General features: G+C 62.3%; 1 protein-coding gene. It reads right to left on the bottom strand.

Annotated features, from left to right (window positions below):
* A partial coding sequence (locus BHC62_RS28540; RefSeq protein WP_218124016.1) for a YDG domain-containing protein occupies nt 1–395 on the bottom strand: 395 nt, incomplete at both ends.

The raw sequence follows: 395 nt of genomic DNA, 5'->3' as shown, positions 1-395 counted from the left end.
AAGGCCGGTGACGCCGAGGGTTTCATTGCCCACCAAACCATCCAACGCACCACCGCTGAGGCTGGCGAGGTTGTTGCCGTCATATACCTTGCCGTTGGCGTGCATGCCGCTGATGGTGAGGGCCTTGGCGCTGATATCGGCGCTCAAGCCCACAGGATTGCTAAGGCTGTAGTTGCTCGCCAGGCCGCCGTTGCTGCCATTGACCAGGGTGGCGCCGCTGGCGGTTACGGTCTTGCCGGTGCCGGCGTTTTTATCACTGAATGTCGCGCTAAGGCCGGTGACGCCGAGGGTTTCGCTGCCCACCAAACCATCCAACGCACCACCGCTGAGGCTGGCGAGGTTGTTGCCGTCATATACCTTGCCGTTGGCCTGCATGCCGCTGATGGTCAGGGCCT

The organism is Pseudomonas sp. 06C 126, assembly GCF_001855215.1.
In the GTDB taxonomy this organism is placed as follows: domain Bacteria; phylum Pseudomonadota; class Gammaproteobacteria; order Pseudomonadales; family Pseudomonadaceae; genus Aquipseudomonas; species Aquipseudomonas proteolytica.
The sequence above is the reverse complement of the archived record's forward strand: the minus strand, read 5'-3'. Positions and strand labels throughout refer to the sequence as shown.